This is a genomic window from Arthrobacter sp. 05T442, assembly GCF_056395945.1.
The window spans coordinates 1-26160 of the sequence record NZ_JBFTKM010000022.1 but is presented as its reverse complement, the minus strand read 5'-3'; the positions used below and the strand labels follow the sequence as shown (position 1 = coordinate 26160).

26 protein-coding genes are annotated in these 26160 nt (G+C 67.0%); 20 read left to right on the top strand and 6 right to left on the bottom strand.

Features of this window, described 5'->3' with window-relative positions; genetic code table 11:
• Nucleotides 1–79: 79 nt before the first annotated feature.
• The 10 genes from AC1DES_RS16915 (at nt 80) to AC1DES_RS16870 (ending at nt 13354) form a co-directional block, all read left to right on the top strand.
• Nucleotides 80–2107 (top strand): penicillin-binding transpeptidase domain-containing protein, encoded by a 2028-nt coding sequence (locus AC1DES_RS16915; protein WP_476896863.1) that lies wholly within the window; start codon nt 80–82, stop codon nt 2105–2107.
• A gap of 163 nt (nt 2108–2270) precedes the next feature.
• Entirely contained in the window at nt 2271–3953 is a 1683-nt protein-coding gene (locus tag AC1DES_RS16910) for an ABC-F family ATP-binding cassette domain-containing protein (RefSeq protein WP_476896862.1), read from the top strand.
• 145 nt (nt 3954–4098) lie between these two features.
• Complete coding sequence (locus AC1DES_RS16905; RefSeq protein ID WP_476896861.1) at nt 4099–4872, top strand: DeoR/GlpR family DNA-binding transcription regulator; 774 nt, start codon at nt 4099–4101, stop codon at nt 4870–4872.
• Entirely contained in the window at nt 4869–6056 is a 1188-nt protein-coding gene (locus tag AC1DES_RS16900) for an MFS transporter (RefSeq protein ID WP_476896860.1), read from the top strand. Before AC1DES_RS16905 ends, AC1DES_RS16900 begins: the two co-directional genes overlap by 4 nt.
• 90 nt (nt 6057–6146) lie before the next feature.
• A complete protein-coding gene (locus AC1DES_RS16895; protein ID WP_476896859.1) occupies nt 6147–7643 on the top strand; it encodes a bifunctional phosphatase PAP2/diacylglycerol kinase family protein in 1497 nt (498 codons plus the stop codon).
• Nucleotides 7644–7801: 158 nt separating this feature from the next.
• Nucleotides 7802–8746, top strand: coding sequence for an ABC transporter ATP-binding protein (locus tag AC1DES_RS16890; RefSeq protein WP_476896858.1), 945 nt, complete (start codon nt 7802–7804; stop codon nt 8744–8746).
• Between the two features lie 3 nt (nt 8747–8749).
• A complete protein-coding gene (locus tag AC1DES_RS16885) occupies nt 8750–9652 on the top strand; it encodes an ABC transporter permease (RefSeq protein ID WP_476896857.1) in 903 nt (300 codons plus the stop codon).
• Nucleotides 9653–9686: 34 nt separating this feature from the next.
• The gene (locus AC1DES_RS16880) at nt 9687–10106 is read left to right on the top strand and encodes a hypothetical protein (RefSeq protein WP_476896856.1); all 420 of its coding nucleotides are present in this window, start codon (nt 9687–9689) and stop codon (nt 10104–10106) included.
• 257 nt (nt 10107–10363) lie between these two features.
• On the top strand, nt 10364–11896 hold the full coding sequence (locus AC1DES_RS16875) for an amino acid permease (protein ID WP_476896855.1): 1533 nt from the start codon (nt 10364–10366) through the stop codon (nt 11894–11896).
• Between the two features lie 132 nt (nt 11897–12028).
• Nucleotides 12029–13354, top strand: coding sequence for a M18 family aminopeptidase (locus tag AC1DES_RS16870; RefSeq protein ID WP_476896854.1), 1326 nt, complete (start codon nt 12029–12031; stop codon nt 13352–13354).
• Nucleotides 13355–13366: 12 nt separating this feature from the next.
• On the opposite strand, the gene AC1DES_RS16865 is transcribed toward AC1DES_RS16870, so the two are convergent.
• Nucleotides 13367–14050, bottom strand: a complete 684-nt coding sequence (locus AC1DES_RS16865) for a DUF1345 domain-containing protein (RefSeq protein ID WP_476896853.1) — start codon at nt 14048–14050, stop codon at nt 13367–13369.
• A 278-nt stretch (nt 14051–14328) separates the two neighbouring features.
• Here AC1DES_RS16865 and rpsF point away from each other — a divergent pair, with 278 nt between their 5' ends.
• From rpsF to AC1DES_RS16840, 5 genes are all read left to right on the top strand, one after another.
• Nucleotides 14329–14634, top strand: a complete 306-nt coding sequence (gene rpsF, locus AC1DES_RS16860) for a 30S ribosomal protein S6 (RefSeq protein WP_232084085.1) — start codon at nt 14329–14331, stop codon at nt 14632–14634.
• Between the two features lie 55 nt (nt 14635–14689).
• On the top strand, nt 14690–15277 hold the full coding sequence (locus AC1DES_RS16855; protein WP_476896852.1) for a single-stranded DNA-binding protein: 588 nt from the start codon (nt 14690–14692) through the stop codon (nt 15275–15277).
• A 126-nt stretch (nt 15278–15403) separates the two neighbouring features.
• On the top strand, nt 15404–15643 hold the full coding sequence (gene rpsR / locus AC1DES_RS16850; protein WP_003800144.1) for a 30S ribosomal protein S18: 240 nt from the start codon (nt 15404–15406) through the stop codon (nt 15641–15643).
• 17 nt (nt 15644–15660) lie between these two features.
• Nucleotides 15661–16113, top strand: a complete 453-nt coding sequence (rplI, locus tag AC1DES_RS16845) for a 50S ribosomal protein L9 (RefSeq protein WP_476896851.1) — start codon at nt 15661–15663, stop codon at nt 16111–16113.
• A 281-nt stretch (nt 16114–16394) separates the two neighbouring features.
• Nucleotides 16395–17021: an FMN reductase gene (locus tag AC1DES_RS16840; protein WP_476896850.1), complete on the top strand. Its 627-nt coding sequence runs from the start codon at nt 16395–16397 to the stop codon at nt 17019–17021.
• Between the two features lie 37 nt (nt 17022–17058).
• On the opposite strand, the gene AC1DES_RS16835 is transcribed toward AC1DES_RS16840, so the two are convergent.
• Nucleotides 17059–17631 (bottom strand): hypothetical protein, encoded by a 573-nt coding sequence (locus tag AC1DES_RS16835; protein WP_476896849.1) that lies wholly within the window; start codon nt 17629–17631, stop codon nt 17059–17061.
• Between the two features lie 3 nt (nt 17632–17634).
• On the bottom strand, nt 17635–18102 hold the full coding sequence (locus tag AC1DES_RS16830; RefSeq protein ID WP_476896848.1) for a hypothetical protein: 468 nt from the start codon (nt 18100–18102) through the stop codon (nt 17635–17637).
• A gap of 583 nt (nt 18103–18685) precedes the next feature.
• On the opposite strand from AC1DES_RS16830, the gene dnaB reads away from it, so the two are divergent.
• Entirely contained in the window at nt 18686–20068 is a 1383-nt protein-coding gene (gene dnaB, locus AC1DES_RS16825; protein WP_476896847.1) for a replicative DNA helicase, read from the top strand.
• On the opposite strand, the gene AC1DES_RS16820 is transcribed toward dnaB, so the two are convergent.
• Nucleotides 20065–21066: an acyl-CoA thioesterase gene (locus tag AC1DES_RS16820; RefSeq protein ID WP_476896846.1), complete on the bottom strand. Its 1002-nt coding sequence runs from the start codon at nt 21064–21066 to the stop codon at nt 20065–20067. The two genes, dnaB and AC1DES_RS16820, sit on opposite strands and share 4 nt — an antisense overlap.
• Nucleotides 21067–21184: 118 nt before the next feature.
• A complete protein-coding gene (locus AC1DES_RS16815; protein WP_476896845.1) occupies nt 21185–21619 on the bottom strand; it encodes a DoxX family protein in 435 nt (144 codons plus the stop codon).
• Between the two features lie 162 nt (nt 21620–21781).
• Between AC1DES_RS16815 and AC1DES_RS16810 the strand changes: the two genes are divergently transcribed.
• The 3 genes from AC1DES_RS16810 to AC1DES_RS16800 all read left to right on the top strand — a co-directional run bounded on the left by AC1DES_RS16810 (nt 21782) and on the right by AC1DES_RS16800 (nt 24265).
• Nucleotides 21782–23137 (top strand): MATE family efflux transporter, encoded by a 1356-nt coding sequence (locus AC1DES_RS16810; RefSeq protein WP_476896844.1) that lies wholly within the window; start codon nt 21782–21784, stop codon nt 23135–23137.
• Between the two features lie 86 nt (nt 23138–23223).
• Nucleotides 23224–23817 (top strand): hypothetical protein, encoded by a 594-nt coding sequence (locus AC1DES_RS16805; RefSeq protein WP_476896843.1) that lies wholly within the window; start codon nt 23224–23226, stop codon nt 23815–23817.
• Nucleotides 23818–23902: 85 nt separating this feature from the next.
• Nucleotides 23903–24265 (top strand): hypothetical protein, encoded by a 363-nt coding sequence (locus AC1DES_RS16800; RefSeq protein ID WP_476896842.1) that lies wholly within the window; start codon nt 23903–23905, stop codon nt 24263–24265.
• 49 nt (nt 24266–24314) lie between these two features.
• On the opposite strand, the gene AC1DES_RS16795 is transcribed toward AC1DES_RS16800, so the two are convergent.
• A complete protein-coding gene (locus tag AC1DES_RS16795; protein WP_476896841.1) occupies nt 24315–24857 on the bottom strand; it encodes a CGNR zinc finger domain-containing protein in 543 nt (180 codons plus the stop codon).
• Nucleotides 24858–25019: 162 nt separating this feature from the next.
• Between AC1DES_RS16795 and AC1DES_RS16790 the strand changes: the two genes are divergently transcribed.
• Nucleotides 25020–25967: an EamA family transporter gene (locus tag AC1DES_RS16790; RefSeq protein ID WP_476896878.1), complete on the top strand. Its 948-nt coding sequence runs from the start codon at nt 25020–25022 to the stop codon at nt 25965–25967.
• Nucleotides 25968–26160 lie beyond the last annotated feature (193 nt).

Genomic DNA, 26160 nt, shown 5'->3' with positions numbered 1-26160 from the left:
TGCCCGCGCCATGTGCCTGCATCATGTGCCTGCGTCATGTGACAAGGGAGTTGTCCGCAGCTCAGTGCATAATGGCGCGATGGGGAACTCATCAAAACTTTCACTCGCCCTTGTGGGTCTCGTTCTTGGCGCCTCGCTGGTGGCCTGCGATGACGGGCGCTCCGGCGCCCAGGACGCCGCGAAGAAGCTCGCTTCCGGGGTAGCCGCGCTCGACATCGGCTCCGTCGCTTTTGACGGCAAGGACTCCGGGGCGGCAAACGACCAGCTCAAAGAGGTGTTCAAGGCACTCGATCCGGCCAAGCCGTCCGTGGAGGCCGGAGAGCTGAAAATGGATGCCGACACGGCTAAGGTCCCGCTCAACTACACCTGGAAGGTGGGCGCCGACGAGTGGAAATACACTGTTTCCGCCCAGCTGAAGAAGGCGGGCGACAAATGGCTCACCGTCTGGAATCCAGCCATTTTGGTGCCGGACCTGGCCGACGGGGAAGTCCTCAGCGCATCCACCGAGACACCACAGCGGGCACCCATCCTCGGCGCGGGAGACGTCCCGCTGGTCACTTACCGGCCGGTGGTGAACGTCGGCATCGACAAGCCCCAGCTCGGCGGGGCCGACGCCGCGGACTCCGCCACCAAGCTCGCCCAGTTGGTCGGCGTGGACCCGGCCGCGTACTCCAAGCAGGTGGCGGCAGCCGGGGCCCAGGCGTTCGTTCCCGCCATTACGCTGCGCGAAGACGGCAGCCGGACCATCACCGACGAACAGATCTCAGCGGTTCCCGGCGGCCGGGCCATCAACGACATGCTGCCGCTGGCCCCCACCCGCACGTTCGCGCGGGCCCTGCTGGGAACTGCCGCCGAGGCCAGCGCGGAACAGATCGAGAAGTCCGGCGGCGCGCTCAAGCCCGGCGACACCACCGGCAACGGCGGCCTCGAGCAGCAATATGACGCGCAGCTGCGCGGATCCGAGGGCATCGTGATCCGGGCCCAGAAGTCCGGCCTGACGGCCGAGGAGATCAAGGCTGCGGCCGCTGACCCGCGCCGGATCCTATTCCAGGAGCCGATCAAGCCCGGGATCCCGCTGAAGACCACGCTCGATCCGAAGCTCCAGCAGCTGGCGGAGGACGTCCTGGGCAAGGTCGGTCCGGCCTCGGCCATCGTGGCGCTCCGCCCGTCGACCGGTGCCGTCCTCGCGGCCGCTTCCGGGCCCGGCAGCAACGGCTACGACACGGCCATGCTTGGCCAGTACGCGCCGGGTTCCATCTTCAAGATGGTGGATTCCCTGGCGCTCTTCCGCAACGGAATGACCCCTGACTCCAAGGTCGAATGTACCCCGACCCTGACGGTGGACGGCCGGACGTTCAAGAACGCTGAGGGGTACCCCGCGTCCTCGCTGGGCTCAGTGACCCTCCGCGAGGCTTTCGCGCATTCCTGCAACACCGCCTTCATCAATGCGCGCGACAAGGTCACCCAGGCGCAGCTGGAAGCCGCCGCCACCTCCCTCGGGGTCGCCGTCGAGGCGCCGGCACTGGGTGCCGCGGCCTTCCTCGGTTCAGTCCCGGGCGCGGCCGAGGGCACCGAACACGCCGCCTCCATGATCGGGCAGGGCAAGGTCCTGCTCTCCCCGCTCGCGGCCGCCATCATGGCCGGCTCGGTCGCCAAGGGAGCGCCCGTTTCGGCGCAGCTCGTGCTGAATCCGAACGCCTCCGTCGGCGCCCAGCCCCCCGCGCCCGGCAGCCCCGCGGCGACAGGCTCTGCCCCGGCCTCGCCACCGGCCTCGCCAACCGCGGCCGGCGACGCGTCAACGACCCCAGCCGCCCCCGCGAAGACCTCCGGCACGCCGGTGACGGCCGCGGAAGCGGCCTATTTGACGGACATGATGCGCGCCGTCGTGACTTCCGGCCACGCCGGCTTCCTTGCCTCGGTGCCGGGCGCGCCGGTGGGTGCCAAGACCGGCACCGCCGAATTCGGCACGGATGACCCGCCGAAGACCCACGCCTGGATCGTGGCAGTGCATGGAGACCTCGCCGTCGCGGTGTTCGTGGACGACGGCGGCCTGGGTGCCACGACCTCCGGGCCGTTGCTGAAGCAGTTCCTCACCCAGGCCGGCTGAGCCGACCCTCCCTCAGTTCCGGCAGCGAATCGGCGGACGCTCCCTCAGTTCCGGCAGCGAATCGGCGGACGCTCCCTCAGTTCCGGCGGCGAATCGGCGGACGCTCCCTCATCGTCGGGAGCGTCCGCTTGGGCGGGAAGATGCACGTGGGAAGATTGACTGCGTGGCTCATATTGACGTTTCCGGCATCGACTACTTCCTCTCCGACGGCACCCAGCTCCTGAACGGGGTGACCTTCAAGGTCCCGGACGGCGCCAAGACGGCGCTGATCGGGCCGAACGGAACCGGCAAGACGACGCTGTTCCGGATCATATCCGGTGACCTCATCGCGGATGAAGGCGTCATCGGCCGGTCAGGGAACATGGGCATCATGCGCCAGTTCGTCGGCCAGGTCCGGGACGACTCGACGGTCCGCGATCTGCTTGTGTCCGCTGCCCCGCCCGCACTGGCCGCTGCCGCGCGGGCAGTGGACGACGCCGAGCTGGCCATGATCGAACACGACGACGAACCCATGCAGATGGCCTACGCCCAGGCGATCGTGGACTGGGGCGACGCCGGCGGCTACGACGTCGAGACCGTCTGGGACGAGGTCTGCATGGCCGCACTGGGCCTGCCCTTCGACCGCGCACAGCACCGCCCGGCGTCGAGCCTCTCCGGCGGCGAGCAGAAACGGCTCGTGCTCGAGGCGCTCTTCGCCGGCCCCGACCAGCTGCTGCTCCTGGACGAACCGGACAACTACCTCGACGTCCCCGGCAAGCGCTGGCTTGAGGCCAAACTCAACGACTCGAAGAAGACCGTGTTGTTCATCAGCCACGACCGCGAGCTGCTCAACAACGCCGCAGGGCGCATCGTGACCCTGGAACCGGGCATCAACGGTGCCGGGGCATGGATCCACGGCGGCGGCTTCGGCTCCTACGTGGAGGCCCGCGCGGACCGCAACGCCCGCTTCGAGGAACTGCGCAAACGCTGGGACGAGGAGCACGTGAAGCTCAAGGAACTCGTCAACATGTACAAGAACAAGGCCGCATTCCGTTCAGACATGGCCAACCGCTACCACGCCGCGCAGACCCGGCTGGCGAAGTTCCTCGAAGCAGGGCCGCCCGAGGCCCTGCCGATCGAACAGAACGTGAAGATGCGGCTCAAGGGCGGACGCACGGCCAAGCGCGCGGTCATGGCCGAGAAGCTGGAGCTCACCGGACTGATGAAGCCGTTCTCCACCGAGGTCTGGTTCGGCGACCGTGTCGGCGTCCTGGGCTCCAACGGCTCCGGGAAGAGCCATTTCCTGCGCCTGCTGGCCACCGGCGGCACGGACCCGGAGCGGGAGCACCTGCCGGTTTCCGATGTGGAGATCGCTGAAGTGCCGCACGAGGGCACCGTTAAGCTCGGGGCCCGCATCCGGCCCGGCTTCTTTGCCCAGACGCACGTCCGCCCAGACCTGTTGGGCAAGACCCTGCTGGAAATCCTGCACCGCGGCGACGAGCACCGCTCCGGGCTGGGCCGGGAAGCCGCGGCGGGGGCCCTGGACGGCTACGGCCTCGCCGGGCAGTCGGAACAGAAGTACGAATCCCTCTCCGGCGGCCAGCAGGCCCGCTTCCAGATCCTGCTGCTGCAGCTCTCCGGTGCGACGCTCCTGCTCCTGGACGAGCCGACCGACAACCTGGACCTGCACTCGGCCGAGGCCCTGGAACGGGCAATCGACCACTTCGAGGGCACGGTCCTGGCGGTCACCCACGACCGCTGGTTCGCCCGCACCTTCGACCGCTTCCTGGTCTTCGGCTCCGACGGCAAGGTCTACGAGTCCGCCGAGCCGGTCTGGGACGAGAAACGCGTCGAGCGCGCCCGCTAACCGCAGGCAGCGGAGCCCACACGGCAGGTCCAGACAGCAACACGGGGTCAGATGCGGCCCATTCGCGGGGGCCTGTTTTTGGCGCGGAGTGGCCCCGCGCTGCGCAACAAATGATTAAATGCGCAAGTTTCGTTAGCATTTGAACATGAGTACTGGTGAGCGGCACCGCCTGATCGGTGAACTGCTGCGCAGCCGCGAGCAGGTGACGGTCGACGAGCTGATGGCCGCCTGCGGAGCCTCCGGCGCCACGATCCGGCGCGACCTTGACGCCCTGGCCCTGCACGGCGTGCTGCGCAGGGTCCACGGCGGCGCCGTGAGCCTGCTGATACACGGTGAGAACCCCGAGTACGGCCAGCGGGAGCTGGAGGACCACGGCGTTAAGGTGCGTATTGCTGCCGGGGTTGCGGCGATGCTCAAGGACCGGGGCCATCTCTGGCTGGACAGCGGCACCACTGCCACGGAGATCGCCCGCCAGCTGCGGCAGCGCGAGATGACGATCATGCCGATGTCCTTGCGGGCCGTCAGTGCACTGACCGGTGATGACGCCCCAGCCGGACGCCGCCCCGAACTGTTGCTGCCCGGAGGGAGCCTGGTCCCGGGCGAACTGTCCTTCCGCGGGCCGATGACGGAAGCGAATATCCGTTCGCTCCGCTTCGACACGGCCGTGGTCACGCCGTGCGCTGTGAACCTCCGCGACGGATTGCTGGCCCACGATCTCGACGACGCCGCCGTGAAGCGCGCCGGCCTGGAGTCCGCGTCGAGGGTGATTGTCGCCTGCTCAAACTCCAAATGGAACGCCAGCGCGGTGGCACTGGTCGCTGCCTTGGATGCCGTCGATGCCCTCGTCACTGACCGGCCGCTCCGCCCCGAAGAACTCGCCCAACTCGCCCGACACTCAGTGGAAGCAGTGATGGTATGACCAAAACCGCGACAGACCTTCAGCTCAAGTCCGCGACAGGGGCGACGTTCCTGGTGTTCGGCATCAACGGACTCGTCTTCGCCAGCTGGGCGGCGCGCATCCCGGCGGTCACGGACATCCTGCGCATCACCTCGGGGCAGATGGGAACCCTCCTGCTGTGCGTGGCCGTCGGCTCGCTGATTGCGCTGCCCACCGCGGGGCATGTCGTGGGTCGGATTGGAACGGCCAACGCGGTACGGACCGCCGGTCTGCTGGCGGCCGCGGCCGGCGTGGGAGTGGCACTCTCGCTGCTGGCGGCATCCATTCCCGGGACGGCAATCGCGCTGTTCTTCTTCGGGATCGGAATCGGCCTGTGGGACGTTTCCCAGAACATCGAAGGGGCCGACGTCGAACACCGGCTCGGGCGCACCATCATGCCGCAGTTCCACGCGGCCTTCAGCGGCGGAGCCTTCCTGGGCGCCCTCATCGGCGCGGGCTTGTCCGGTCTCGGCGTCGGGCTGCCGGTGCACTTGCTTGCCATCGCGGCGGTGGTTGCGGTGCTGACCGCCGTGGCCCCGCGGTACTTCCTGCCGCACGTCCCGGCGTCCCCTCCGGCAACGGGAGATGAGACTGCGCGCACGGCCGGGGCGGCCTGGCGGGATGGCCGTACCCTGCTGATCGGCGTCGTGGTCCTCGGCGCCACACTGACAGAGGGCGCCGGCAACGACTGGATCGCCAAGGCGTCTGTAGACGGGCTCGGGGCCTCGCAGTCCACGGGTGCTCTGCTGTTTGCAGCCTTCGTACTGGCGATGACGGCCATGCGCTTCTTCGGCGGCCGGGCGATCGACGTCTATGGCCGTGTCGCGGTCCTCCGCGCCAGCATGGCCGCGGCCGCGGCAGGGCTGGGGCTGTTCGTGTTTGCCGGTAACATCTGGCTGGCCGCCGCCGGAGCCGAGCTGTGGGGGGTGGGAGCAGCCCTCGCGTTCCCGGTCGGCATGTCGGCAGCAGCGGACGAGCCCAGGCACGCCGCCGCCCGCGTGTCGGTCGTCTCGACACTGGGCTACATTTCGTTCCTCGCCGGTCCGCCGTTGCTCGGCTACCTTGGCGATGCGAACGGAATCAGGCTGGCCCTGCTAGCTATCGGGGTCCCGATTCTGGGTGCGCTGCTGCTCGCCGGCGCCGCGAAGCCCCTGCGCGCCGGATGAGGAGCCGCCGGGATTCGCTGAGGGGCCAGCACTCGGGGTGATCGCCCCATCCACCGGCCGCGCCCCCTGGCAGGGCAGTAAGGTGGACAGATGCGAAGCATGCTGAGGAAAGCGCCGGGCCGGCTCGAGAAGTTCGACCGCAGACTGGTGCGGGCTGTGTCGGCCCTGCCGGGCGGGAGCCACGACGAGTTCTTCCGGGGATTGTCCGCGGCCGCGAATAACGGAAAACTGTGGCTCGGGATTGCCGGCGTCCTGGCCCTGGTGCCGGGGAAGACCCGGCGCGCTGCCCTCCACGGCGTCCTGGCGCAAGGTGTGGCGTCCGGTGTCACAAATCTGGTTTTCAAGTCCCTGCTGCCCCGGGCGCGCCCCCTTCCAGAGCACCTGCCAACCTTCCGGTTCGTCCACCCGCAGCCCACGAGTTCGTCCATGCCCTCCGGCCACTCCGCTTCAGCCGTCGCGTTCGCGCTCGGCGTCGGAATGGTGCGCCCGGCCCTGGGGGTCGCACTGGCACCCGCCGCCGCGGGTGTCGCTTACTCCCGGGTCCATACCGGAGCGCATTGGCCTTCCGACGTACTGTTCGGCTCGGCGATCGGCGCGGGGGCCGCGATGGTGACGAGAAAGTGGTGGCCGGTCCGCCCCCCGTTCCCGGACACCCGCCGCACCGCCGTCCGGACGGTCGAGCTGCCCGACGGGCACGGGCTGGGCATCGCCGTGAACACCCTCGGTGGTTCTTACGCCGACGAGACCGCGGACGCCCTCCAGAAAGTATTCCCCAAAGCGTATATTAAGGAGATCGCCCAGGACGAGGACGTCGCTACGGGAATAGCCGGCGTGGCAACCCGGCCCGGCATCGTGGCCCTCGGCGTCTGGGGCGGCGACGGGACCGTCGGTACTGCCGCTGCTGCCGCCGTCGAGCACTCCCTTCCGCTGCTCGTCCTGCCGGGCGGAACGCTGAACCACTTTGCCCGCGATGCCGGAACGCCCACGCTGGAGGCTGCCGTTGCAGCGGCCTCCCGGGGTGAAGCCGCGCTGGCCGACGTGGGGCACGTGGCCGTCGAACGCGGCCTTCCCGACAGCCCCGAACACCTCGAGCTGACCATGCTCAACACTGCCAGCATCGGACTCTACCCGAATCTGGTCCGGCGCCGGGAGCAGCTTCAGCCGGCGCTGGGTAAGCCCCTGGCCGGTGTGGTGGCGATGTTCAGGACCTTCGCCGCAGGCACCCCCACTACGCTGATCGTCAATGGCGTCCGGCACAGGCTTTGGATCATGTACATCGGCCGCGGCCGGTACTACCCGCGCGACCACGCCCCGCTCGTGCGTCCCGTGCTGGACGATGCCGTCCTGGACCTGCGGCTGATCACGGCCGACGAGTCCTTTGCGCGGCTTCGCCTGCTCTGGGCGGTGCTGACGGGAACCGTGGCCACCTCCAAGATCATGCACCTGACCGAAACGGACAAGATCACCGTGGAGCCGGGGAATTCGACCATGGTCCTGGCTGTCGACGGCGAGGTCATGCCCGGCGTGCGGCGAGTCGACTTCACGGTCCGGCGCGGGGAGCTGACGTACTACTCGCCGGCACCCTGAGTCTGCTCCCGAGTCATCCTCCCGGACTACCCTGACCTCGCCCCTGAATCATCCCTGAGACCGTCGAAATGCACGGGCTGCGTCTGTAGCGTGGGGTGTAGCCCGGACCATTGATCACGGCGGTCCGGAAATCCCCTGCTACGCAAAGGAACGCTTCCATGATCGAAGCAAGAGGCCTGACCAAAGTTTATGGCGACAAGACCGCCGTCGCCGGCGTCAATTTCACGGTCGAAGCCGGCCGCGTCACCGGCTTCCTGGGTCCCAACGGGGCCGGCAAGTCCACCACCATGCGCATGATTATGGGGCTGGACCGGCCGACGTCGGGCTCGGTGACCGTCAATGGCTCCCCCTTCGCCCGTCACGCCGCTCCGCTGCGCGACGTCGGCGCCCTGCTCGACGCCAAGGCCGTGCACACGAGCCGGTCCGCGTACAACCACCTGCTCGCCATGGCGGCAACGCACAGCATCCCCAAGACGCGCGTGCACGAGGTCATCGACATGACCGGCCTGGCCGATGTGGCCAAGAAAAAGGTCAAGGGTTTCTCGCTCGGCATGGGCCAGCGGCTGGGGATCGCCGCCGCGCTGCTCGGCGATCCGCAGACCATCATTCTGGACGAGCCCGTCAATGGCCTCGACCCGGAGGGTGTGGTCTGGGTCCGCAACCTCGTCAGATACCTCGCCTCTGAGGGACGCACGGTGTTCCTCTCCAGCCACCTCATGAGTGAAATGGCCGTCACGGCGGACCACCTGATCGTGATCGGCCGCGGACGGATCATCGCCGATGCGCCGATCCAGGAGATCATCACCGGCAAGGGCCAGAGCCGCACCCGCGTCCGCACCGACCAGCCTGACCGGCTCGTGAATCTGCTGGCCGGGACCGGAGTCTCTGTTGAGGTCCAGGAGAACGAACTGCTGGAGGTCAAGGGCCTGGATCCGCGGCAGATTGCCCGCACCGCTCTCGACAGCCATGTCATGATCTACGAACTCACCCCGCTTCAGGCCAGCCTCGAGGAGGCCTACATGGAACTGACCAAGGATGAAGTCGAATACCACTCGCTGATCACCTCGGGTGCCGCCGCTCCCGTCCAGTCCGGAGGCAACTAGGCCATGAGCTCCACTACTCTCGAACCCACACCTTCGCGCCGCGGCGCGCACGCCGGCACCGATGTCCGCCCCGAACGCTCCGGCGACGGCAGCAGCTCCGGTCCCGGACCCAGCTTCCTGCGCGTACTCAACTCCGAATTCATTAAGTTCCGGACCCTGCTGTCCACGCTGATCCTGCTCGGCGCCACCGTCCTTGTCATGGTGGGCTTCGGCGCCCTTTCCGCCTGGGGAACAGGCCAGTTCTCGCAGGCGGCAGGCAGGGACCCGCAGGCCGCCGCCAGGATCGCGGCCCAGGGCGGCGACCTCGCGGTCAGCGTGCCGACCTCCGGCATCGCTTTTGCCCAGTTGATCCTCGGTTCACTTGGCGTGCTGCTGATGAGCTCCGAGTTCACCACCGGCATGGCACGGTCCACTTTCGCCGCAGTGCCGAAGCGCATTCCGGCGTTCGCGGCCAAGCTGCTCGTCGTTGTGCTGACCTCGTTCGTCATCACGGGCTTCTCCACACTGCTCGCCGGACTCGTCTCCGTCCCGATCCTCGACAACTACAACCTCACGCTGGATCTGGGCAGCCCGCAGTCGGTCAAACTGCTCATCGTCAACAGCATCTACGTCGCCGCCGTCGCCGCAATCGGGATGTCCCTGGGCACCCTGATCCGCAATTCGGCAGGCGGCATCATGAGCCTGGTGGGCCTGTTCTTCGTCGCCCCGATCGCGTTCCAGCTGATTCCGGGCGACTTCTTCGTGGAAGCCCGGAAGTACCTGCCCGGGAACACGGTCAGCCCCCTCACCGCAGCGGAACACGTGCCTGACACCCTGGAAGCCTGGCAGGCCGCCCTCGTCCTGGGCGCCTGGGTTGTCCTTCCGCTCCTGCTCGCCGGCTTCCTGTTGAAGAGGCGCGATGTCTAGGCCGGACCCAAAGCCCACCGTCTAGGCTCAGAGCATGATCGACGCCTTGCCCGTGAAGGACGCGCCAGCCAGCCAGGGTGACGCGTCCTTCACTGACATCGCCGCCCGCCGCCGGGGCAGGCTCCGGCGGTACCTGTTCCTGCATCCGCGGGTGCTGGATGCCCTCGTGGGGCTCTGCTACCTGCTCCTGGTTACTCCCACCGCCGTGGAATCAGCGACCGACGGCGCGTGGCCGGTCGTAGCGCTGCTGGCGGTCGCTGCCGCGGCGCTGTTCTTCAGGCGTGGTCAGCCGGTGCCGGTGGTGGCTGCCGTGGCCGCTCTGGAGCTGGCGGTCATCCTGCTGCACCCCTGGGGATCCAACGTCTCGGCCGGCTTGTGGTCCGGGACCCGTGTGCAGGCCGTGGTGTACGCCTACGAGGCCGGACTGGTGGTCCCCAGCAGCACGGAGTACTGACCGGTAGCCGTGAAGCAGTGGTTTCAGGCACATTACAAAATTGCCCCGGGGTCAACTTCCGTTGCGCTTTACTGTGCCGCGTTAGAGTCCCGCCCTGAATGGAACGGCGTCATTTGTGGGAATGCACAACGGCGGCCGTGGTGTGCCGGTCTAGTGTGAGACGACGATGTGGCGCGGCACACGGCCCGCTGTAGACACGAGGGCCACGCCTCACCGCACAGGCCTGCCCAGACAATCACCCGAAGGACGGCGCTTCCATGCACGCTGACCAGCAGCTCTCAAAATCCCTGAAACCACGGCATCTTTCCATGATCGCCATCGCCGGCGTGATCGGCGCCGGACTGTTTGTCGGGTCCGGTGCAGCCATCCAGCAGGCCGGCCCGGGCATCCTCGTCGCCTACGCCGCGGCAGGAATCGTGGTCATTCTGGTGATGCGAATGCTGGGCGAAATGGCCGCGGCCAACCCCGAGACCGGCTCCTTCTCCACCTACGCCGACAAGGCCCTGGGCCGCTGGGCAGGGTTCAGCATCGGCTGGCTCTACGCCTGGTTCTGGATCATCGTGCTCGGCATTGAGGCCACGGCCGGCGCCGCCATCATGCACCGCTGGGTGCCGGGCATCGACCAGTGGGTCTGGGCCCTCGCCCTGATGATCCTGCTGACCCTGACCAACCTCGGTTCCGTGAAGTCCTACGGCGAGTTTGAATTCTGGTTCGCCTCCATCAAGGTCGCGGCGATCGTGCTGTTCCTGATCTTCGGCGTGGCCGCGATCCTCGGCCTCATTCCCGGCGTGCCGGCACCCGGCCTGAGCAACCTCATCGAAAACGGCGGGTTCATGCCCAACGGCCCCGGTGCGGTGCTTGCCGGCATCCTCGTGGTCGTCTTCTCCTTCTTCGGCGCCGAAATCGCCACGATTGCCGCCGGCGAATCCGAGAACCCCGTCGACGCCGTCAAGAAGGCCGTGAAGTCCACCGTCTGGCGCATCCTCGTCTTCTACATCGGTTCCATCGCCATTGTGGTCACCCTGCTTCCGTGGAACTCCGCCACCGTCGCCAAGAGCCCCTACGTCGCGGTGATCGAGCTCTTCGGCATCCCCGGCGCCGGCACCATCATGGACATCGTCGTTTTGACCTCGGTGCTCTCCTGCCTGAACTCCGGCCTCTACACTGCCAGCCGCATGCTCTTCTCCCTGTCGCGCCGCGGCGACGCTCCCCGGGCCTGGATGCGGATCTCGAAGCGCGGCGTGCCGGCCGCCGCAGTGCTCGCCTCCACAGTGGTCGGTTTCATCACCGTCGGCCTGAACTACATCGCCCCGGACACGGTCTTCCTGTTCCTCGTCAACACCTCCGGCGCCATCGCGTTGTTCGTCTGGCTCGTGATCGCAGGCTCCCAGCTGATCCTGCGCCGCCGCATGGGCGCGGCCGCCAAGGATCTGGAGCTGAAGATGTGGCTCTTCCCGTACCTGACGTGGGTGGCCATCATCAGCATCGTTGCCCTGCTGATCGGCATGGTCATCCTGGAATCGACCCGCGAATCCCTGCTGCTCTCGCTGGCCCTCGGCGCCGTTGTGGTGGGGATCGGCCTCTGGCGGTACCGCAAGCACGGCACGAAGGCCGCCGTCGGCGCTGCCGCCACGTCTGGGATGCCTGGCACGTCCGGCACCGGTTCGGCCGCGCCGGACACCAAGACCGGCACCGCTTCCGCCATGCCTGTCACGGGACGCACTGCCGCGCCCGACGCCGCCGAAACCGACCTCGAAGAAACCGCCGCCGCCGGCCGTCCGGCGTCGTAACTCCCACGGGACATGCCCTCCTCCGACGCCCAGGGATGGGCATAGCGGCACTATGTCCACGCCCCGACGCCGGGGGAGGGCATGTCCGGGTGTGGCCCGGTGCAAGACCTGGGCGGGGCTAGACTCGGAGCCATGCCAACACCGACCAGCGCCGCAGACCACATCCATGACCTTGGCGCGTATGTCACTGCGTCGCCGTCGAGCTTCCACGCAGTGCACGAGGCGGCCCGGCGGCTGGACGAGGCGGGTTTCACCGGCCTGGACGAGTTGCAGGCGTGGGACGGGACCGCGGGCGGCGCCGCGGAGGCCGCCGGCAAGCACTATGTCATCCGCGACGGCGCCCTCATCGCCTGGGTGACGCCGGCGGAGGCCGGGCCCACCACCGCCTTCAACATCCTGGGCGCCCACACGGACTCGCCGTCGTTCAAACTCAAGCCGAAGCCGACGACCGGCAAGTTCGGCTGGCTCCAGGCCGGCGTCGAGGTCTACGGCGGACCCCTGCTGAACTCGTGGTTGGACCGCGAACTCCAGCTGGCCGGGCGCCTGGTGATGCTCGACGGTACGCAACACCTGACCGCCACGGGTCCGCTGCTGCGGTTCCCCCAGCTCGCAATCCACCTGGACCGGGCCGTGAACGAGGGACTGGCTCTGGACAAACAACAGCACATGAACCCGGTCTTCGGGCTCGGCGACCCGGCCGGGGCCGACCTGCTGGGCCTGCTCGCCGGGCACGTCCGGGGCGCGGACGTGGATCCCGCGCAGATCGGCGGCTACGACATCGTCATCGCGGACACCCAGGCTCCCGGGGTCTTCGGCGCCAAGGGCGAGTTTTTCGCCTCGGGCCGGCTGGACAACCTTTCCGCCACACACGCCGGGCTGACGGCGCTGATCGCCCACGCCTCAAGGCCGGTGCCCGACGGCGCTCCGATCGCGGTGCTGGCAGCCTTCGACCACGAGGAAATCGGCTCGGCTTCCCGTTCGGGTGCCTGCGGACCGATCCTTGAGGATGTCCTCGTGCGCATCTCCGACGGGCTCGGGGCCTCGGCGAGCCAGCGGCGGCAGGCCTTCGCGGCGTCGTTCTGCGTCTCCGCCGACGCCGGCCACGCCGTGCACCCCAACTACGCCGAGCGGCACGACCCGGCCAACCGTCCGGCGCTGAACGGCGGCCCGCTGCTGAAGATCAACGCAAACCAGCGCTACGCAACCGACGCTCCAGGCGCTGCCCTCTGGGCGCGTCTGTGCACCGCTGCCGGCATCCCGTACCAGGAATTCGTGTCCAACAATGTGATGCCCTGCGGCTCCACCATCGGCCCGCTGACGGCCACCCGGCTGGGCATCAGGACGGTCGACGTCGGCGTGCCCCTGCTGTCCATGCACTCAGCCCGCGAACTGTGCGGGGTGGAGGATCCCCACCGGCTGGCGACGGTGACGGAGCACTTCTTCCGGACCGCGGCCTAGGCGGCGCGAGCCCTAGGCAGTCAGACCGATCACGAGGTTGATGGTTGCGGCCAGGATGACTGTGCCAAAGAGGTAGGACAGCAGGCTGTGCTTGAGCGCCTCCGCACGGATGCCATGGTTCTTCAGGGCGGTGTCCGAGACCTGGTATGTCATTCCGAGACTCGTGGCCAGATAGGCGAAGTCGGTGTACTGCGGCGGCCGGGTCTGGTTGAAGTCGATGCCGCCGACCTCGGCGCCGGCCTTCGGGCCGGTGCTGTAGTAGAGCTGGGCGTAGCGGAGCGTGAAGAGGGTCTGGACCAGCATCCACGACAGGGCCACCGAGGCCAGCGCCAGCAGCCCGCCGCCGAGCCGGGACGCGCCGTCAGTATTGCTGTGGGAGTCGACGACGACGGCCGCCACCGCGGCCAGGCTGGCGACGTTCGCGCCCAGGATCAGCAGGTCAGTGGTGCTGCGGGACGGGTCCTCGGCAGTGGCGTGGGACCGGGTCGCCGGGGGTTCCAGCCGCCCGATCACCAGCCAGACCCAGACCATGTACGTCAAGGCGGCGCTGCTCCAGCCAATCGCCGGAGCCTGCACCAAGTGACCGCTCAGGGCCGCCGCCGTTGCTGCCAGCACCCCTGCGAGCAGCATCACGGCAAAACGCAGGCGGCTCCGCCGGGTGCGGACGGTGCCAAGGCGCGGTGATCCGGAGTTCATTCCCCGATCATGGCACAGAGCGGGCCCGTGTCCCGCGCACCGGACATCCGCGCTCCGGGTTATCCACATGGAGGCCTGCGCAGCTTCCCGCCCGTCGGCGGCGGCGCCTACCGTGGACAGGCACGGAATCGCCGAAATGGGCCCGGATGCACTAGGATATTGAAGTCTGTGCTGCGCCCTGTCCCCGCTCCGGTGACCGGGCAACGCGCGGCACCGCAAATGAACCTCCTGTTACGGAAATGCCGTAACCGCTTAGCCCAAAGGAGGTGGGTTCACATATGCGTCCTTATGAATTGATGGTAATCATCGACCCCGAGGTCGAAGAGCGTACCGTTGAGCCAACGCTTCAGAAGTTCCTGAGTGTCATCACCAACGATGGTGGAACCATCGAAAAGGTTGACATCTGGGGCCGTCGTCGCCTGGCCTACGAAATCCAGAAGAAGTCTGAAGGTATCTACGCCGTGGTGAACTTCACCGCTGAGCCGGCTACCGCCAAGGAACTTGACCGCCAGCTGAGTCTCAATGAGACCATCATGCGCACCAAGATCACCCGCCCCGAAGTACAGAAAGTTGTTGCTGAGTAATTTCAGCTTCGATTTTCACTCTTCATCCCCGCAGGAACGAACAAGGAGGCAGTAGATGGCAGGCGAAACCACTATTACGGTCATCGGTAATCTCACCAATGACCCCGAACTGAGGTTCACACCGTCAGGTTCGGCAGTAGCGAATTTCACCATCGCTTCTACGCCCCGCACCTTCGACCGCCAGTCCAACGAGTGGAAGGATGGGGAAACCCTGTTCCTCCGCGCGTCGGTATGGCGGGAAGCAGCCGAGAACGTCGCCGAATCCCTGACAAAGGGCATGCGCGTGATCGTTTCCGGTCGCCTGAAGAGCCGTACCTACGAAACAAAAGAAGGCGAGAAGCGCACCGTTATCGAGCTCGAGGTCGATGAAATCGGCCCGAGCCTGCGCTACGCCAATGCCAAGGTCAACCGCACCCAGCGCTCCGGCGGTGGGGGTGCCGGCAGCGGCGCCCAGGGTGGCTTCGGCGGCGGCAACAGCGGCGGCGGCTTCGGTGGCGGCTCTGGTGGAAACCAGGGCGGCAACTCCGGTGGAACCTGGGGCGGCAACCAGCCCGCACAGCAGGATGACCCCTGGGCCACGCCCGGGGTCAGCAATGCAGGTGGCGGCTGGGGCAACGGCCCGGACTCCGAACCTCCCTTCTAAACAACATCTAAGGTTCGATTGACGGAACCGCCGGGACGCTGCAAGGCGGACGGGTGCAGACCGACGTCGGATCACCACCATCCCGTGGATCAATATCCACGGGCTCCATCGAATAGGAGCTCCACGATGGCTAAGGCTGAACTCCGTAAGCCCAAACCAAAGTCCAACCCCTTGAAGGCCGCTGACATCACTGTCATCGACTACAAGGACGTAGCATTGCTGCGCAAGTTCATCTCCGACCGCGGAAAGATCCGCGCCCGTCGCGTCACTGGCGTCACGGTGCAGGAACAGCGCAAGATCGCCCAGGCAATCAAGAACGCCCGCGAAGTTGCTCTGCTGCCTTACTCCGGCGCTGGCCGCGGCTAAGGAAGGGATTAACTAACATGGCAAAGCTCATTCTGACCCACGAAGTAACCGGTCTCGGTGCTGCTGGCGACGTTGTCGAGGTCAAGGACGGTTACGCACGTAACTACCTGCTGCCCCGCAACTTCGCCCTGACCTGGTCCAAGGGCGGCGAGAAGCAGGTTGAGTCCATCAAGACTGCCCGCGTTGCCCGCGAGCACGCTTCCTTGGAAGACGCTCAGAAGCAGGCCGCTGCACTCTCCGCCAAGCCGGTCAAGCTCGTCGTCAAGGCTGGCGAGACCGGACGCCTGTTCGGCACCGTCAAGCAGGCCGACGTGGCCGACGCAGTTGAGGCCGCTGGCCTTGGCCGCATCGACAAGCGCAAGGTTGAACTGCCGGCACACATCAAGTCGGTCGGTTCCTACCAGGCCAACGTCCGTCTTCACGACGACGTTGCCGCAGTCATCGAACTCGACGTAGTCGCAGGCAAGTAGCCCTTACCGGCTGCGCAGTCCTGAACTGCTCGAGGGCCCCCGCCTTCGGATTCCTTTCAAGGAACCGGAGGTGGGGGCCCTCTGCGTTAAGGCCGATGTCCTGTCAGTTGTGGTTGTCATTCGGGCCGTTTAGGGACAATTTAGGGACCGGACGTGGTAGCACAACGGGCGGGGTGAAGCGGCGGGAATGGGGCGGGAATAAAGGACACCGACCCCCGCTTCTACAGGTAGATGCAAATGCATGTATTACTGTTAGATATGCCTGACACTAGGAGCACTCCGTGGAATCCCGCCGCATCACCGTCCTCTCCGCCGGACTCGGCGTCCCGTCGTCGAGCCGCCTGCTGGCGGACCAGCTGGCAGCCTCTGCCGAACGCCAGCTCGCGGCAGCCGGCTACGCCGTGACGATCGACGTCGTGGAACTGCGGGACCTCGCAGTGGACATTGCCAACAACTTCGTGACCGGCTACGCCGCCCCGCGGCTGGCGGAAGTGATCGCCGGCGTGGACGCCTCGGACGGCATTATTGCGGTCAGCCCCGTGTTCAGCGCCTCCTACAGCGGTCTGTTCAAGTCGTTCATCGATGTCCTGGACCCTAAGTCCCTGGAAGGCAAGGCTGTGCTGCTGGGAGCGACAGCCGGCACGGACCGTCATCAGATGGTGCTGGACTTCGCCATGCGGCCCCTGTTCACCTACCTGCGCACCCGGATCGCGGCCACCGCGGTCTTTGCCGGCGCCCAGGACTGGGGAAACAACGACGGCGGCGGCTCGCCGCTTTCGGTGCGGATCGACCGCGCGTCGGGGGAATTCGTCCGCCTGCTGCAGGACGCACAACCGCAGCAGAAGGCGGCGGCGTTGGAGTCCCTGCCCTTCGAACAGCTGCTCGCCGGGATATCGGGCGGGCAGTAGCCAGGGCCTGCCGCCGGGGATACCGACATGAACTGCCCTAGTCGTCGAGCAGCGCGATGAATTCCCTGGCCTGCTTCATGGAGATATCCGAGTGGCGGGTGAGCGCTGTTGCGGCCGCCTCGGTGTCGCCGCTCTTGGCCAGGGTGCGGATCCGGCCGTAGATCTCGTCGTTGAGCATGTTGCTGCTCACTTCCCGGGTGACATCCCCCTTGCTGGCGATCGCGCGGTAGCGGTAGGGGAAACGCTGCGGGGTGTCGTCGTCGTCGCTCGTGTCGGGCTCGGGGACCTCCGGTGTGCGGAAGGTCTGCGGGTGCGCTGCGAGGGCGCCGACGGCGTCGCGGGAGGCGCGCAGGCCCTCCCCGGTGGCCTCGAAGTAGAGCTTGATGGCGGCCATGGCCTGTCCCTGGGCGATCAACGCGTACAGGCGGCGGTGCTGCTCCTGGTTCAGTTTGGCCGCCGCGGTGCGGGCGAGCTCGGCGGGGTCCCGCCCCGGTTCCGGCATGGCTTCGGGCCGTGGCCGGTCGCGACGGCGGCCCCAGGCCCTGGCCGCCATCAGCACCCCGGCGACGACGAGTGCCAGGATCAGGATGGGAATGAGCAGGGATTCCATGTACTACAGCCGATCTACGTAATTCTTGGCGGTCAAAAGATCTGAACGGGTTGCCTGGCGCAGCAGCCTGATGGCCTGGAGTTTCTTGCCGCTGCGCGCCAGCGACTGAAGTTGGAGGGCGAACTGGGGGTTCAGCGCCCCGCCGGGCAATACCGCGCCCTGGTAGCCGGGCTGCCCCGCAGCAGGCGAGGAGGCGCCCTGGGCCCGCAGGGCCGCACGGGCATGATCCGCTTGCTGTGACTGCTGTTGTTCGTTCTGGCTGGGCCGTGTGGCCGCATCGACGCGGGCCCGCGCTGCCGTTGCGGCCTGGACCTGTGCTGCGTAGTGGGCCTGGGACCGCACAGCCAGTTCCTGTTGATACCGCTCAGCGTCCGAGATGCCAAAATCCCGTGGCTTGAGTGCCGTGGCGAACCCCCACAGAACTGCCGTCAGAACGAGGGCAGGAAAGATGACCAGCAGTACATCGCCCATGACTAGAGCTTATGCCCGATAGCAGTTATCCACAGCATGTTCCGATGATGCCATACAGCGGTACACGCCAGCAGTCAATATTGCCCGCCGCCCGTGAGGACGGTCATAAAATGCGGCAATTGCGCAGAAGATGTGGCCGCGATCCCCGCCGGTATCCCCAGCTCCGCGCCAGAGGCTGTGGATGAACGTCTGCCAAAATAGTTTTGTGTCCACAAGGTGAATCGAGTGTATCCGCAGGTCAACCGTGGATTTCGCGGCGAATTATTTTTCTATCCACAGGTGTTCCCACAGGCTGTGCACAAGCAGCACGCACTAGTGCACAGGTTATCCACAAGGGGGCGCGCCGACCGGGTTGGTGTCAGCGGACTCGGGGGATAACGTAGCTGGATATCGGGCTCGGATACGGAAATGCGCTCGTCGCTCCACGATGAGTTCACACAGCGCGGCCGGATCCTGTCGGTGCCGGCTGATAGTAATTAGGCGGACGGTGGGCCTGGTTTGACGCTAATGGCCACCAAGGCACATGGCTTACGCGCTGCGGCGAAGAGTGATCCGCCGCGGCACACAATGGAGGACGGCAGTTTTGTCAGTTACGCATCTGGACTCGATCGAGGGCACGCGGGGATCCGAAGGCAGCCGCAAGCCGCCGCAGGACATCCCCGCCGAGCAGTCCGTGCTGGGCGGCATGATGCTCTCCAAGGACGCCATCGCCGATGTCGTCGAAATCCTCCGCGGCCAGGACTTCTACCGGCCGGCCCATGAGACCATCTACGAGGCCATCATCGACCTCTACGGCCGTGGCGAGCCGGCCGACGCCGTAACCGTCTCGGATGAACTGACCAAGCGCGGTGAAATCAACAGGATCGGCGGGCCGGCCTACCTGCACGAGCTCATCCAGACCGTCCCCACCGCTGCCAACGCCGGGTACTACGCCGAAATTGTCGCAGAGCGTGCAATCCTGCGCCGCCTCGTCAACGCGGGCACCAAAATCGTCCAGCTCGGCTACGGACAGGACGGCGAGGTCGAGGACCTGGTCAACCAGGCCCAGGCCGAGGTCTACGCCGTAGCAGAACGCCGCACTGCTGAAGACTACGTGGTCCTCAAGGACGTCATGGAGGCCACAGTGGACGAGATCGAAGCCTCCGGCCACCGCGGCGAGGGCATGGTGGGCGTCCCTACGGGCTTCTACGAGCTCGACGAGCTGACGCACGGCCTGCATCCGGGGCAGATGATCGTCATTGCCGCCCGCCCCGCCGTCGGAAAGTCCACGTTCGCGCTCGACTTCGCCCGCTCCGCCGCGATCAAGAACAACCTCGCCACCGTCATGTTCTCGCTGGAAATGGGCCGGAACGAGATCGCGATGCGCCTGCTGTCCGCAGAGGCCACGATCGGCCTCCAGGATCTGCGCAAGGGCACCATCAAGGACGAGCAGTGGTCGAAAATCGCCACGACGATGGGCCGCATGAATGATGCCCCGCTGTTCATTGACGACAGCCCCAACATGTCCCTGATGGAAATCCGAGCCAAGTGCCGCCGCCTCAAGCAGCAGCACGACCTCAAACTGGTGATCCTTGACTACCTGCAGCTGATGAGTTCGGGTAAGAAAGTCGAGTCACGGCAGCAGGAAGTCTCCGAGTTCTCCCGTGCGCTGAAGCTGCTGGCCAAGGAACTCCAGGTGCCCGTCATTGCGCTCTCGCAGCTGAACCGTGGTTCGGAACAGCGCCAGGACAAGCGGCCCATGGTCTCGGACCTCCGCGAATCCGGTTCCATCGAGCAGGACGCCGACATGGTGATCCTGCTGCACCGTGAGGACGTCTATGACAAAGAATCGCCCCGTGCCGGTGAGGCCGACATCCTGATCGCCAAGCACCGCAACGGCCCGACAAAGGACATTGTGGTGGCTTTCCAGGGCCATTACTCGCGGTTTGCCAACATGGCAGCCGACGCCGGTGGCGGCGGCTTCTAGCCGATCCCCGGTACCGGACCAGGCTGGTGTCTGCCCGCCGCCAGCAGGTGGGTGGGCAATCTGTTCCCTGGCGCCCGGCCGCGGATTTCCAGCAGCTCCCGGGCGTGGGCATGCAGCCGCTTGTCCTCCTCCGATACCGGAACCCATTGCGGGATCGGGATCGAGTTGCCGGCCGCATCGCGGGCGACCATCACGGTCAGGCAGTACGTGGTGAGGTCAAGTTTGCGACCCTTGGGGTCGCCTGAGCGGACGTGGACGGCGATGTGCATGCCCTTCGTGCCGGTGTAGACCAGCCGCGCCTCGACCTCCACCACATGGCCGATCAGCAGCGGCCGGTAGAACCGGACGCCACCGGAAAAGACGGCCACCGTGTCCCTCCCGCAATAGCGCGAGGCGCACACGTAGGCGGCCTCGTCGATCCATTTCATGACAATTCCGCCGTGGACCTTTCCACCCCAGTTGACGTCCGTCGGGGCGGCCATGAACCGCAGGACCACGCGCTCGGCGGTGCCGGCGCCGGTATATTCCTGGCTGCTCATGGCCTTGACGATGTCCTCACGGACCTTGATCCGCGCCAGCGCATGATCCCGCTGCTCGATCTCCGCGGCCGTGGCCGGTTCAAACTGCGGCACCGGAATGGGCCTGCCGTCCTCAGCTACTGCCACGAAGATCACCATGCATTGGCTGCGCATGGTGGCCGGGCCTCCCTTCGGATCGCTGGAGGAGACCACGGTGCGGATATGCATCGAGGAGCGGCCTGTGTAGACGATCGTTGCCGTGACTTCGACCATGTCGCCGCTGTTGACCGGATCGGCAAAGTGGATGTTCCCTACGTACGCGGTGACGCAATAGGACTTGGCCCAGCCGACAGCCGCGGCATAGGCGGCCTTGTCCACCCACTCCAGCACTGTCCCGGCATCGACCGACCCGCTGTGGCCGACGTCGGTGGGGGCCGCCAGGAAGCGCAGGGTCACGGAATTGGCGGATGTCTCACTCATGCTGTGAGTTTACTGACACGCCGCGCGCGGCGTGGCGGGGAAGGACACAAACGCCGCCCCGGCCGCCATATGCGGTCCGGGACGGCGTCCGGGTCAGCAGAGTCGCTGAAACCGGCGGCTAGGCAAGGATCCGGAGCTTGGAAGTGGCGCGGCCGAAGAGCGCGCGGTCCGCGGACAACGTTCCGGCGCCGACGAGTGCAACGGCCAGGGCTGCGGCGGCCAGCAGCAGCACGAGTTCGTAGCCTCCGGTTGCGACGAAGACGCCGGCGGAGGCGTGGACCAGGAACAAGGCCCCCAGCATGTCCGCGGCGAGAAGCACGGCGAAGACCCGGGTGAGCACACCCAGGATCAGCGCGAGCCCGCCGAGCAGTTCGAGCGTGGCGATGACCGGCGCAGTCACTTGGGCGGCCGGAACGCCCATCTGTGAGAACGCGGCCTGGGTTCCGGCGATGGTGAACTCGTTGAATTTCTGCCAGCCGTGGGCAGCGAACAGGAATCCGGTGATCACGCGCAGGATGGTGCGCGCCGAGGTGGCGAGTGCGGGCTGATTCATGTGATGTGCCGTCCAGGAGTCGGGGTGCTGCCGGGGAAGGGCCCCGGAAGGAAACAAGTTGTAGGTTCAACTTCGAGTTTTCCGTCATTTAGTTGAATAGTCAACTAAATGACGTTAGGTTGCGTGCCGGTGCAGCGCTGCCCGGCCCGTTAGGGTTGGTCCGTGCACGCATCTTCTCCGCCCCCAGTGACGTTGCCTGCCTTCGCCGGCCACAGGCGGCAAATCCTGCGCCTCGCCGTGCCGGCCCTGGGCGCCCTGATCGCGGAGCCGCTGTTCCTGCTCGCCGATTCGGCGATCGTCGGCCATCTCGGAGTAGCCCAGCTGGCCGGCGTCGGACTCGCGTCCGCGGTGCTTCACACGGCGGTGGGGCTCATGGTGTTCCTTGCCTATTCCACAACGCCGGCCGTCGCCCGGGCCATCGGCACCGGCCAGCTCCCCAAAGCCCTCGCGGCCGGGCGCGACGGCGTCTGGCTGGCCCTCCTGCTGGGAACCGTCCTGGCCCTGGCCGGGTTCCTCGCCGCGGAGCCGCTCCTGGACCTGATGGGAGCGCGCGGCGCGGTGCGGGTCTATGCCGTGGATTACCTGCGCTGGTCCATGCCCGGGCTGGTGGCAATGCTGCTCATCTTCGCCGGGACCGGCGTGCTGCGGGGACTGCAGGACACCCGGACCCCCCTGGCCGTTGCCGCTGCCGGTTTCACGCTGAACATCGTGCTGAACCTGGTCCTGGTCTACGGATTCCACTGGTCCGTTATCGGGTCCGCCGGCGGCACCAGCATCGCCCAGTGGGCCATGGCGCTCGTCTATGTCGTGATGGTCCAGCGCAATGCCCGGCGCCACAACGTTTCCCCGCTGCCGGATTGGAGCGGCATCCGCGCCATGACGAAGGTCGGTTCATGGCTGATGCTGCGGACGCTCAGCCTGCGCATTGCGATCCTCGCCACGGTCGCCGTCGTCACCGCCCAGGGGCCCGTCAACCTGGCCGCCCACCAGCTCGCCATGACCATCTTCACGTTCCTCGCGTTCGCCTTGGATGCCCTCGCGGTGGCCGCCCAGGCGCTGATCGGTAAGGAGCTGGGTGCCGCCCATCCGGACATGGCCCGGGCGCTGACGCGCACCATGATCCGCTGGGGCATCGGCTTTGGGGCCCTCGCCGGACTCCTTCTGGCACTGGCTGCCCCGTGGGTCGGGCCGGTGTTCACTTCCGACGCCGGGGTCGGGTCTGCGCTGACGCTCGCAGTCTGGGTCCTCGCCGCCGGCCAGCCGATCGCCGGATATGTCTTCGTCCTCGATGGCGTCCTGATCGGCGCCGGCGATGCGCGCTACCTGGCCATCGCCGGGGTCGTCAACCTGGCCGTCTACCTGCCGCTGCTGCTGGCTGTCCGCCTCTCCGGCGCCGAGGGAGGCGCGGGGCTGCTGTGGCTGTGGGCGGCATTCTCGCTCGGTTACATGCTGGCCAGGGCGCTCACACTGGGCCTCCGGGCCCGAACAGACCGGTGGATGGTGCTTGGTTCCCATTGACCGGGGCGCGCGCTGGCGTCGGATCGGCTGGCTTCGGGTGCCGACGGGCGGCCCGTACCGGATCCGCCGCACACTAAACTGGACGGGTGACCCTTCCCTCAGCCCCTGACGCGTCCCCTGTCCTGCCCGCCGCGGCGGACCTCTGGAGGCCCGTGCTTGTCCGCGCCACCGTTGCGCTGGTATTCGGTGCCGTGACGGTGTTCTGGGCCGCTCCCTCCGAGGCGGGAATGGGCTGGTCCGGCGGACTCTACCTGCTGGCCACCGGCGTGGTGCTGATCTGGAGCCTCAAAAAGGCCGGACTCCACCCCGGGGCGCTCCCGGGCCGGACCCTCGCCGCCGGCGGTGCCGTTCTGGCGGGAGCCGGCGCGGCAGTGGCTTTGATCCCCGGCGCCCTTGTTTTCGGAACCATAGGGGCCGTGGGTTTGGGCGTTGCGGGCGCGGCCGAGGTCTGTGCGGGCATCGCCGGCCGCGGCCGTTCCGTGCTGGCGCGTGACTGGATCTACTCCGGCGTGATCGGACTCGGCACTGCGATCGCGCTGCCGTTCTTCATCGGCCTGGGGGCGCACGCGCTCCTGGGCGTCATGGGCGGCGGCGCCATCATCGGCGGCGTGCTGTGGATGCTCGCCGGACTGACCCTGCGGCACGATGGGCGGGGCGAATCCGTGGAGGCCGTAAACTAGTACCGACAGGTTCTACCCTGCGTAGAACAATTGCGGCATCATTACTGCCACGCCTGCCGGGCGCTGGCTGCAGGAGGAATGTACCTTGGCACAGCAGAAATCCGGAGAACCGCGCAGCCTGCGGACCTCGGTCAAGGGACCGCTCATGTTCTCCGCGTTCTGGGCAGTGCTCGCCTTTTTCGGCGTCCTGATCTTCGCCTCGGGCGGCAGCTCACGCTCGCCCCGGTTCGACCTCGCCTTCACCGGCGCTGGTATCGCATTCATCGTGACGCTCGTAATCGCCGCCATGCTCTCGATGAGCTACAAGGACAACGCCGAGCACCTGGGCAAGGGATCCGGGGTCAACCTGAGCTCCAAGCGCCCGTCTTCCGGTCACGGCGGCTACTCCGCGCAGCGCGGCACCGGAGCTGACGGCGCCCCTGACGGGACTCCCGACGACGCGCGCTAGTCCGGGCCTGTCCGCCGCCGGGGCCCGCCGCCGCTAGTAGCGTGCGCCGTTACGAAGCGGCTTTCCGGGCCCGGTAGGCGGCTACATGTGCGCGGTTGGCGCAGTTGCCGGTGTCGCAGTACCGCTTCGAGCGGTTGCGGCTGAGGTCCAGGACGACGGCGTCGCAGTCTTCGGCAGCGCACACCAGCAGGCGGTCCATCTCCTTGCTGCGGATGACGTCGACGAGAGCCATTGCCGCCTCGGTGCTCATCCTGTCCGCCAGCGGAGCCTCCGGCGTGGTGGCATGCAGATGCCAGTCCCAATCGTCATGCTTGACCAGCTGGGGGAGCGCGCGGGCGTCCCTGAGCAGCCGGTTGACGGTCTCCACGGCACTGTTCTCATCGGCGAGCCAGAGCCTGGCGAGCTGTTCCCGGAGCCGGTGCACGCTGGCCAGTTCGCCCACATCCCGCGCCCGCCAGCCCGAGAATCCCTCGGCCGCAAGAAAACGGTCCAGGTCGTCCACCGTGGCCAGATGCTCTTCCCCGTTGGCCGCGGTGTTGATCAGGTTCACCACCGAACGCAAGGCAATTTCCGTGTCAGGGGCAAAAACCATCTTGACTCCTTACCTTGCCCGGGCGTACTGTCATGACCATAAACCCACTTTACTCCTGACAGGAGGCAGCCCGTGTCTGCCGCACGCCACCACACCGAAGCCCCGGTTGCTGATCTTGCCGCAAGGCCGGGCGCCACACAGGTCCAGGCCGCGTCCGGCTTCATGGCTTCCGGTCTGGGTGTCGCCCTGTTTTCCTCTGCCGTGTTCGGGCTGTCCGGCTCGTTTGCCAAGGCACTCCTGGAGTCCGGCTGGACACCCGGCGCCGCGGTGACCGCCCGCCTGACCGGCGCTGCACTCATCCTGGCGGTCCCGGCCGTCCGGGCCCTGCGAGGGCGCTGGCATCAGCTCAAGGACAACCGGCTGACCATCGTCCTCTTCGGCCTTATTGGCGTCGCGGCCTGCCAGCTGTTCTACTTCAACGCTGTGTCCCGGCTATCGGTCGGCGTCGCACTCCTGCTGGAGTACCTCGCGCCCGTTCTGATCGTGCTGTGGCTCTGGGCGGCGAGCAGGAAACGGCCCAGGCCGCTCACCATCGCGGGCACCCTCCTGTCCCTGGGCGGGCTGGTCCTGGTCCTGGACCTCACAGGTGCCGTGAAGATCGACCTGATCGGCGTCTTGTGGGGGATCGCTGCTGCGGTGTGTCTCGCCGTCTATTTCTTCATCACAGCGAAGCAAAATGACACGCTCCCGGCGATGGTCCTGGCATCCGGAGGCCTGATGGTCGGCGCCGTCGTCATGTGGCTCGCGGCTGCCACCGGGCTGCTGCCGATGGCGGTCAGCGCGGCAGATACCAGGCTGGGTCCGTGGGTGGCGCCCTGGTGGGTGGCGCTGGGCGGGCTCGTTGTCCTTGCCACTGTCGTTGCCTATGTCTCCGGCATTGTGGCGGCGCGGGCCCTGGGATCGAAGGTGGCGTCGTTCGTGTCGCTGACGGAAGTGCTCTTTGCCGTCCTCTGGGCCTGGATCCTGCTCGGCGAACTGCCGGGACCCATCCAGCTTGTGGGCGGGCTCCTGATTGTCGGCGGGGTGGTGCTGGTCCGCGTGGATGAACTGCGCACGGCGGTTGTGCCGGCTTCGCTGGATCACGCGAACGACGTCGAACCCGTGCCTTAAAGGCTTACACAGGAACGGCCCGGACGCTGCTGCGTCCGGGCCGTTCCTGAGAATGTGCGGGGGCCGCTCAGCGGGAGGCGCTTTCCTGTTCGGTGGCATTGCGGCCGGCCAGCCGGCTGGCCTCCTGCAGCGCCTGGGAGACCTTCGCCAGCGCCGCGACGTGCTGGCCGTTCCACTCGCTGCGGAACTTATC